Below are 9,622 nucleotides of genomic sequence, written 5' to 3' on the forward strand. Positions count from 1 at the left end.
TGGAACTTACCCTGACACGGATTTCCACTGGTTTTTACGATTTTTATCAGACTAACTTCCACTTTTATTGGCGATGGAAGTTAGTTTGGGAATTTAGCAAAAATTTTCAGCTACTTCGTTTAATTCCTCAAATGTTAATCTTTTTGTAATATAGTTGTCTTTCTTTTTCATCAGTTCGTAAAAATACTTCAGTTTTGTTTCATTTTCTTCATCATAAAAAAGATAGGCTACATCTGTATTTTCAAGTAAGAAAAGTTGATAATCTCGTAATTGCCCCTTGTGTTCATAGTTCGGATAAGCGTATTTAACAAAATCAACTTGTTTAAATTCACTAAGTTTAACCCGATTCCCCTCATTCCAGTTTTCCCCATGAGTCTCAAAATCAAAGATAGTCGCAAGTTGGAAACCAAAGTCATCTTTCATATCTCTGGCCACCTCCAAAACCCAGTATTCAAATCCCAGAGTTCCCGTAAACACCAACCATTTCAACCCTTCGTCAGCCATTTTTTCCAAATCTCTACGAATGGCTTTTTTAATAATTTTTAAACGAATATCTTTGTCATTAAACAATCCTAAATCAAAGCTAGAATAGCCTAAAACCAAGGCAGTATGCATTTTTTCACCCTTTCTGTTCACTTTTATGGTATAATAGAGTGATGTTATTGTACCAATAAGGAGAATTATGGTCAACTATCCTCATAAACTTCCATCGAAAAAAAAACAACAAGTCACCTCACAAACTAAAAATTTCGCAAATCGTGGGATGACCTTTGAGAAGATGATCAATGCTACAAACGAGTATTATCTGACACACGGTTTAGCTGTTATCCACAAGAAACCAACTCCTGTTCAGATTGTCCGCGTAGACTATCCTCAACGTAGTCGGGCTAAGATTGTTGAAGCTTATTTTAGACAAGCATCAACTACCGATTATTCTGGAGTTTATGAAGGGTTTTACATCGATTTCGAAGCCAAGGAAACCAAGCAAAAACATGCTATTCCGATGAAGAACTTCCATCCTCATCAGATTCGGCATATGGAACAAGTCCTTGAACAAAAAGGGATTTGCTTTGTCCTTCTTCATTTTTCTTCTTATCAAGAAACGTATTTATTGCCGGCACTTGACCTCATCCGTTTTTATCATCAGGATATGGGTAAAAAGTCAATGCCGCTTGACTATATCAAAGAATTCGGTTATGTGATTGAGCAGTCTGCCTTTCCACAAATTCCTTACCTTGAGACAGTCAAACAACATTTACTAGGTGGTAAAACAATATGAACAAACAAACTATCTTGCGCATCGCTAAATACCTCGGCATTGGTGTGATTAGCTTATTTATCGCAGCTTTCCTGCTTGGTGGTGGTGTCTTTCTTTACTATGCAAACAAGGCTCCTGAACTTTCCGAGAGTAAACTTGTTGCAACTACATCCAGTAAAATTTATGATAGCAAAAATGAACTAATCGCAGATTTAGGCGCTGAACGTCGTGTCAATGCTCAAAGTAGTGACATTCCTACTAATCTTGTCAATGCGATTGTCTCTATCGAGGATCACCGTTTCTTTAACCATAGAGGAATTGATAGCATTCGTATAGCAGGAGCTTTCCTTCGTAACCTTCGAAGCAATAGCGGTCTTCAAGGTGGATCGACTTTGACTCAGCAGTTGATAAAATTGACCTACTTCTCAACATCAACAGCTGATCAAACCCTATCCCGTAAAGTTCAAGAGGCTTGGTTAGCTATCCAACTAGAGCGAACTGCAACTAAACAAGAAATATTGACCTATTACGTCAATAAGGTCTACATGTCAAATGGTAACTATGGTATGCAGACTGCTGCAGAGAACTACTATGGTAAGGATCTCAAAGATTTGTCCATTCCACAGCTAGCACTCTTAGCAGGTATGCCACAGGCTCCAAACCAATACGATCCTTATTCTCATCCTGAAGCTGCCCTTGAAAGACGAAACCTTGTTTTGTCAGAAATGCAAAGGCAAGGATACCTTACAGCCGAACAATATGAAACAGCCATCAATACTCCAATCACAGATGGACTTCAAAGTCTAAAATCTCTTAATAGCTATCCACAGTACATGGATAACTATCTTAAAGAGGTTATTGATCAAGTAGAACAAGAGACAGGTTATAATCTATTAACAACAGGTATGGAAGTCTATACAAACGTCGACCAAGAGGTACAAAAACACCTTTGGGACGTCTATAACACTGATCAATACGTAAACTATCCTGATGATGATATCCAAGCAGCTTCTACTATCGTTGATGTATCAAATGGTAAAGTTATTGCCCAACTCGGATCTCGTCACCAAGCTAGCAATGTATCCTTTGGTACTAACCAAGCAGTGGAAACAAACCGTGACTGGGGTTCAACTATGAAACCAATTACGGACTATGCACCTGCACTTGAATACGATATCTATGACTCAACTGCTTACATGCTTAAGGATGTACCATATAACTTCCCAGGTACTAGCACTCCAGTCTACAACTGGGACCGTAGCTATTATGGTAACATCACTCTTCAAACTGCTATCCAACAATCTCGTAACGTACCAGCAGTCGAAACTCTCGATAGAGTTGGACTCGATAAAGCCAAAAAATTCTTAAACGGACTTGGCATTGATTATCCAACTATGGTATACGCAAATGCAATTTCAAGTAATACGACCGAATCAGGTAAACAGTACGGTGCAAGTAGTGAAAAAATGGCTGCAGCTTATGCCGCATTTGCGAATGGTGGTACTTATTATAAGCCAATGTACATCAACAAAGTAGTATTCAGTGACGGAAGTTCTAAGGAATTCTCCGACCCTGGTACTCGTGCTATGAAAGAAACAACAGCTTATATGATGACCGAGATGATGAAAACAGTACTATATTATGGAAACGGTACTGGTGCTTACATTTCTTGGTTACCTCAAGCGGGTAAAACTGGTACATCAAACTATACTGATGCTGAAATTGAGAATCATATCAAAACCGATCAGTATGTCGCTCCTGATGAAATGTTTGTTGGCTATACACGTAAATACTCAATGGCAGTATGGACTGGTTACTCCAATCGATTGACACCAATTGTTGGTGACGGATTTAGAGTTGCTGGTAGCATCTATCGTTCAATGATGGAATATCTCGCTGAAAATGATCACCCTGGTGACTGGACAATGCCAGAAGGACTTTATAGAAGCGGTGATTACGTCTTCAAGAATGGGGCACGTAGCAACTGGATTCCACAATCAACTCAAGCAAGTTCGACAACAGAGAGCTCTAGCTCAAGTTCAACTTCAACAACTGAAAGTGAAAGCTCTTCAAACGAAAATACGAATGGTACTACTAATCCAAATGCAACGCAACCAAACTCATCTGCAAATTCTCAACAACAAAATCAACCCCAACAAAATCCACGAAGACAGCAATAAAATATAGAAAAAACTGAGAATAACACCTCAGTTTTTTCTATATAGTTTCTATCAAACTTTTTAAAAATATGTAGAGAAACAACTGAACAGGTTAAATATCTCAATCGCAATCTTATACCAAACACATGATAAATAGTCGGGAAAACTGTTTATTATTATAGATAAAAGATACCTTATGTTTACGTAAATTATCTATGAACGGGGGCGTGACTTAGAAAGTCTAATCTACTACTTCAATGCAGGGATTAAACCAATAATCAACATGCTAAACTAAAGTCTCAGGAAGGGTATCAAAAGGCCAGACTTTTTGTCCGGCCTCTTTTTTATTATTTAACATGATTTGCAAGGTCTTCTTGCGCTTTTTTATTAGATTCTTCTTTTTCTTTCTTCCATTTATCTTGAGCTTTTTGATATTCATCAGCAGTTACTGGCTTATCTTGAAGTTCAAGGTATTTGTACAAGAGTGCTTCACTTGTTCCCTTGTTACCTGAGTAAGCAAATGGAAGTGTGAATGGCACCATCTTAGACAACATTGGACGTCCAGTTTGAGAAGTTGTTGGAATAATCAAAGCGCTATCTGTCAACCAAGCTTGAGCAGCTGCATATTTATCATAGCGTTTTGAAATATCTGTGTCTTCATTTCCAGCTTCAACAACCATCTTTTCGTAATCTTCTAAACCAACTTGTTTGGCAGCAGCGTTATTGGTACCTGAATCAAATCCTAGGTAAGTCTTAGTATTTTCACCTACTGATGGTTTGATGATATCAAGGTATGTAGATGGGTCGATGTAGTCTGGAGACCATCCAACGTTATCTGAAAGGTCCCAATCTTCACCAGCAGCTGTTTCAGCAAAGTAAGTAACATTGAGGACTTCATCTTTTTGAAGTTGTTGGATATCAATAACGACATTGTCAGTTCCTAATGTTGCTTCAAGCGATTGTTTCAATGATTGAACACGTTGAACTTTTGTAGTATTCGTTTGGTCAACAGGCATATCCAAGTGGATTGGGAATTGAACACCTTCTGCTTGGAGAGCCGTCTTAGCCTTAGCAAATTCTGCTTTCGCTTTTTCAGGATTGTAAAGACCATCTTGAGCGTCATCTAGATTGACATCTTTCCACTCATCACCATAGGTTACCAATTTTTCTTTAACTAATTCACCAAAGTTTTTACCATCTGCTTGAACAAATGTTGGTGGTACGAACAAGTTACGAAGGAGTTTTGTTGCTCCGCTTGCTCCATTAACTTGAGAAGCATAGGCTGTTCTATCAAAACCAAAGGCGATGGCTTGACGGAAGTCTTTGTTAAGAAGAGCTTTCTTAGTTGAAGTCTTTTGCTCGTCTGTAGTCTTAGAAGTATATTTGTAAGACTGACGGTCAATATTTGTACCAACTAAGAAGGTTGAAGAATCTTGTGGTGTATAAACGATATTATCTTTAAACTCTTTTTCAAGTTCAGAGTAGCTTCCACTTGTTGGGAAGAGACGAGCCATTGAGAAACCACCATCTTTAAAGGTTTCTGCAAGTTTGTTATTGTCTTGACCATCCCAGAATGAAAGTTTTACTTTATCAATATGAACATTGTCCTTATCCCAGTAGTTTGGATTCTTTTCAAATTCTACTGAAGATTTTGCTACCAATGATTTCAACAAGAAAGGACCGTTGTAAAGAATACTGCTTGGATCTGTTGCTTTAGCAAAGTCACTTCCTTTAGAAGTAAGGAATTCTTCATTGACTGGTGCAAGAATTCCCATGGTTGTCTTAGAGTTCCAGAAGCTTTCTGGTTTGTTCAAAGTGTATTGAACTGTTTGATCATCTACAGCCTTAATTCCAACTTCTGAGAAATCTTTAACTTCACCTTTTACATAAGCATCCAAACCTTTAATAGATTCTTGAACAAGATAAAGGGCTTCTGACTTATTGTCAGCCGCATACTTAAGACCTGTTACAAAGTCTTGCGCTTTAACTGGTGCATACTCTTCGCCTTCAGAAGTGTACCATTTAGCATCTTTACGGATTGTGTAAGTGTAAGTCAACCCGTCTTTAGAAACTGACCAATCTTCTGCCAAAGATGGCACGAAGTTACCGTAGCGGTCATTCTCCATCAAACCATCAACGACATTACTTGTGATATTAGCAACCGCAGCCTTACCAGTTGTCAGATAGTTGAGGCTGTCTGGATCTGTTTCATAAACATAAGAAAAAGTTTTCTCACCTTTTGCACTAGAGCCTGAACCTGAACAAGCTGCCAAAACACCTGACGCTAACAGAGTCACTCCTGCTAGGGCCATTACTTTTGAAAATTTCATAATAAACTCCTTTATGACTTTTTATACATTATAGTCCCTTTTTTGCTAAGTGTCAATACAATTTTCAGAATTTTTCAAATTGATTTGAAAACAATTGCCATTTTAAAATTATTTTTTACAATCAGTCACTTTTTTGGCATTCATATTTGAAAAATCTCTTTGTTAGCAGTTTTCAAGTAAATCTTTATGATATAATGAAAGGAGAAAATTGAAAGGAAATACCATGTCAAAAGAAGTTATTGTTGAAAGTTTTGAACTGGATCACACCATTGTCAAAGCACCTTATGTCCGTTTAATCGGAGAAGAAACAGGTCCTAAAGGAGATATCATTTCTAACTTTGATATTCGCTTGGTTCAACCAAATGAAGACTCTATCCCTACTGCTGGTCTTCATACAATCGAGCACCTCTTAGCCAAACTCATCCGTACTCGCATCAACGGGATGATTGATTGTTCACCATTTGGGTGTCGTACAGGTTTCCATATGATTATGTGGGGACGTCATACTAGCGCAGAAATCGCAGCTGTCATCAAGGATTCACTAAAGGAAATCGCTGAAACCACAACTTGGGAGGATGTCCCAGGAACTACCATTGAGTCTTGTGGTAACTACAAGGATCATAGCCTATTTTCAGCTAAGGAATGGGCAAAATTGATTCTTGAACAAGGAATCTCAGATGATGCCTTTGAGCGTCATGTCATTTAACACAAAAGAACCAGCTTTTCAGCTGGTTCCTTTTTTGATTCGCAAAACTTTGATTTAGGCTTTTTCACGAATGACCAAAACACCATCTTCCATATCAGCTTCAAGGTGTTTAGCATCAAGATTATCCAAATGGAAGTCTGTTACTTTGTCACGGATTTGTTGTTCAACTACACGACGGAGTGGACGAACACCCATGACTTCATCATAACCTTCTTCAGTCATGTATTCTTTAGCTGCATCGCTCACTGCCAAGTCAATTTCTTTCTTAGCAAGTGTCTTATTGACATCAATCAACATCAAATCTACAATCTTAGAAAGGTCTTCCTTGCTCAAGTGTGAGAATTCAATCACAGCGTTGAAACGGTTCAAGAATTCTGGACGGAAGTAAGGTTTCAGACGATCCATGAGTTCTGGTTTATCCGCATCTTCTGTCAAGTTCGCTTCATAACCAAAGCCAGCATTTGAAGTGGCGATAATCACTGTATTCTTGAAGTTGACAGTATTCCCTTGACCGTCTGTTAAACGACCATCATCCAATACTTGAAGAAGAAGAGTAATCACTTGAGGGTCAGCCTTTTCAATTTCGTCGAGAAGGACGATTGAGTAAGGGTTACGGCGAACACGTTCAGTCAAAGTATTGTTGTTGTCGTCGTAACCAACATAACCTGCTGTTGTACCAATCAATTTAGAAACGGCTGTACGATCGCTGTATTCTGACATATCCAAACGGATGATAGCATCCTTAGTTCCGAACATATCAAGAGCCAATTGTTTAGCCAACTCAGTCTTACCAACACCAGTTGGACCTACAAAGAGGAAGCTGCCGATTGGACGGTTTCCTTCATCAAAACCTGCACGATTACGACGGATGGCACGTGCTACTGCTTCAACAGCCTTATCTTGGCCGATAACCTTAGTTTGCAAACGGTGACCCATATCTTTCAAACGTTCAATATCAGTTGCACCCATTTGTGAAACAGGAATACCTGTCATACGTTCTACAGACTCAGCTACGTCATTAACAGTCGCTGTCACCTTATGATCTTCTGTATGGTTGGCAATTTTCTTTTCAAGTTCTTCGATACGAATTTTTGCATTAAGGGCTGCTTCGTAATCTTCTTTGGCTGCTGCAGCTTCTTGTTTAGCTTTTTCTTCTTCAATTTCATGTTCCACTGCATGCACATCTGTCACTGGGTGTTGAGCTGCCAAGTGAGCAGCTGTCACATCGACTAGGTCGATAGCCTTATCTGGCAAGCTACGTTGTGGAATATATTGAACAGAATAATCAACAGCCGCTTTCAATACTTCATCTGGCAAGATAACATTGTGGTGTTGTTGATAAAGATCACGGATCCCTTGGAGAATCTTGAAAGTATCTTCAGCAGATGGTGCATTAACTTTTACTTCGTTGAAACGACGAGCAAGAGCAGCATTTTTCAAAATAGTGTTGCGATATTCATCTTGAGTTGTTGCACCAATCACTGTCAATTCCCCGCGTGAAAGAGCTGGTTTCAAGATATCAGCAAGACCTTTAGATCCTTGACCATCCCCTGTGCTACCTGCACCAAGGATTTGGTGGATTTCATCGAAGAAGAGGATAATATTTCCAGCTTCTTTAACTTCGTTTACCAAGTTTTGAATGTTTTCTTCAAAGCTACCACGGTATTGAGTACCAGCTTCAAGTCCAGAAATATCAATTGAAATGATTTCTTTGTTCTTGATTGCTGCTGGAACGTCTCCATTCACAATAGCTTGAGCCAAACCTTCAACTACTGCTGTTTTACCAACACCAGCATCACCGACAAGAACTGGGTTATTCTTTGTACGACGAGAAAGGATTTCAGATGTTTCTTGAATTTCCTTATTACGTCCAATAACCGGATCCAGCTTGCCTTCACGAGCTTCAGCAGTTAAGTTACGTCCAAGTTTCGCAAGAATCCCATCTTGTTTCATAGCTTTACCTTGAACATATTGAGCTTGTTCACTTCCTTCGCCTGGAAGTTGACCAGTTTGACGGTAAATAGCGAATTCTTCTGGAGTTACTTCACGACCATTAATCAAGTAACGACGGTTTTCTGAACTGTATCCACGCATACCGCCCATTAATTGGTTAAACAAATCATCCATGTTGTTAAAGTTATTAAAGTTGTTGTTCATATTTCATACCTCGTTTGTTTTCAAAATTAGTTAGTCAAATTAATTTGACTTTCTCTGACCTTTGTTTTAAAAAATTTAGACTAGCTACTTGCTACTCTACGTATAATTTCTGGTTTTTCTTTATCCAATGTAGATTTTGTAATTGGACTTCTAAAAATACTAATGTTAAACATAGGTTGCACCTCTTTTCTAGGTTTTAACCATAGTTGACTTCAAGATTAACCATATCATCACCTTGAAATCAATAGTTTCTAAGGATTTCCTTATCCTTATGTTCTTAGTATATCACTTTGGTCAGTTTTGGTCAATACATTTGACTAAATTTGACTATTTTTTTTTTTAAAATTTTTATAATAAAAAAGCCAGTCTTAATGACTGGCTTTTTTTAGTTATTGTAGAATCTTAGCTCAATGCATCGTCCATAGAAAGAACTTCGTGGAAGACACGTTGTGTCAATTCAGTTTTTTGTTCTGGAGTGAGGTATTTAGTGTTTACACAGTATCCTGAGATACGTACGATTACATCTTCACCTGACATGATCTTTTCGTAAACATCGTTCAAGTCCATAACGTTCAAGTTAACGTGTTGTCCACCATTTTCGAAGTAACCATCAAGGATTGTTACCAAGTTATCAACTTGTTCGTCACGAGTTTTACCAAGAGCACGTGGTGATACTTGAGTTGTCAATGAGATACCATCAGCTGCATAACCAAAGTCAAGGCTAGCAAGTGAGTTCAAGTTTTGCAACCATCCACCTTTAGCTTTGTTAGATGGGTTAGCACCTGGTGAGAAGAATTCAAGTTTAGACAAGTTCACAGAACCATCTTCGTTGAGGTATACACCTTTGTGGACTGGAGAGTTACCAGTTTGTTTAGAGTAAGCAACGTTAGATGTGATTGTCAAAAGTGATACAGTAGCTTCTGCGTCTTTGTAAAGTTTGTGGCTACGTAGACGAGTTGTGTAAGCTTCGATCAACCATTCTGCCAATTCGTTTGAACGTGGGTCATCTTCA

General features: G+C 38.5%; 7 protein-coding genes. 3 read left to right on the forward strand and 4 right to left on the reverse strand.

The annotated features are described in order from the left end of the window. Positions 1 to 93: 93 nt before the first annotated feature. A complete protein-coding gene (locus tag E7C97_RS08390; RefSeq protein ID WP_316108869.1) occupies positions 94 to 615 on the reverse strand; it encodes an SLOG family protein in 522 nt (173 codons plus the stop codon). 67 nt (positions 616 to 682) lie between these two features. Here E7C97_RS08390 and recU point away from each other — a divergent pair, with 67 nt between their 5' ends. Together recU and pbp1a are read left to right on the forward strand one after the other, a co-directional pair. After that, positions 683 to 1,279 (forward strand): Holliday junction resolvase RecU, encoded by a 597-nt coding sequence (recU, locus tag E7C97_RS08395; RefSeq protein WP_316108871.1) that lies wholly within the window; start codon positions 683 to 685, stop codon positions 1,277 to 1,279. Then, positions 1,276 to 3,438 (forward strand): penicillin-binding protein PBP1A, encoded by a 2,163-nt coding sequence (pbp1a, locus tag E7C97_RS08400; RefSeq protein WP_316108873.1) that lies wholly within the window; start codon positions 1,276 to 1,278, stop codon positions 3,436 to 3,438. The genes recU and pbp1a overlap by 4 nt, the downstream gene beginning before the upstream one ends. Before the next feature lie 326 nt (positions 3,439 to 3,764). Here the strand turns inward: pbp1a and E7C97_RS08405 are convergent, their stop codons facing one another. Further along, positions 3,765 to 5,747, reverse strand: a complete 1,983-nt coding sequence (locus E7C97_RS08405; protein WP_316108874.1) for a peptide ABC transporter substrate-binding protein — start codon at positions 5,745 to 5,747, stop codon at positions 3,765 to 3,767. Between the two features lie 223 nt (positions 5,748 to 5,970). Between E7C97_RS08405 and E7C97_RS08410 the strand changes: the two genes are divergently transcribed. Continuing rightward, positions 5,971 to 6,453 (forward strand): S-ribosylhomocysteine lyase, encoded by a 483-nt coding sequence (locus E7C97_RS08410; protein ID WP_223140632.1) that lies wholly within the window; start codon positions 5,971 to 5,973, stop codon positions 6,451 to 6,453. A 54-nt stretch (positions 6,454 to 6,507) separates the two neighbouring features. Here the strand turns inward: E7C97_RS08410 and E7C97_RS08415 are convergent, their stop codons facing one another. Both E7C97_RS08415 and E7C97_RS08420 read right to left on the reverse strand, forming a co-directional pair. Further along, positions 6,508 to 8,610: an ATP-dependent Clp protease ATP-binding subunit gene (locus E7C97_RS08415; protein ID WP_316108876.1), complete on the reverse strand. Its 2,103-nt coding sequence runs from the start codon at positions 8,608 to 8,610 to the stop codon at positions 6,508 to 6,510. Positions 8,611 to 9,012: 402 nt separating this feature from the next. Beyond that, positions 9,013 to 9,622 (reverse strand): glycine radical domain-containing protein (locus E7C97_RS08420; RefSeq protein WP_316108878.1); only part of this gene is annotated, 610 nt, incomplete at its 5' end.

Origin of the sequence: Streptococcus sp. (genome assembly GCF_032481935.1) — a bacterium.
Classification (GTDB): domain Bacteria; phylum Bacillota; class Bacilli; order Lactobacillales; family Streptococcaceae; genus Streptococcus.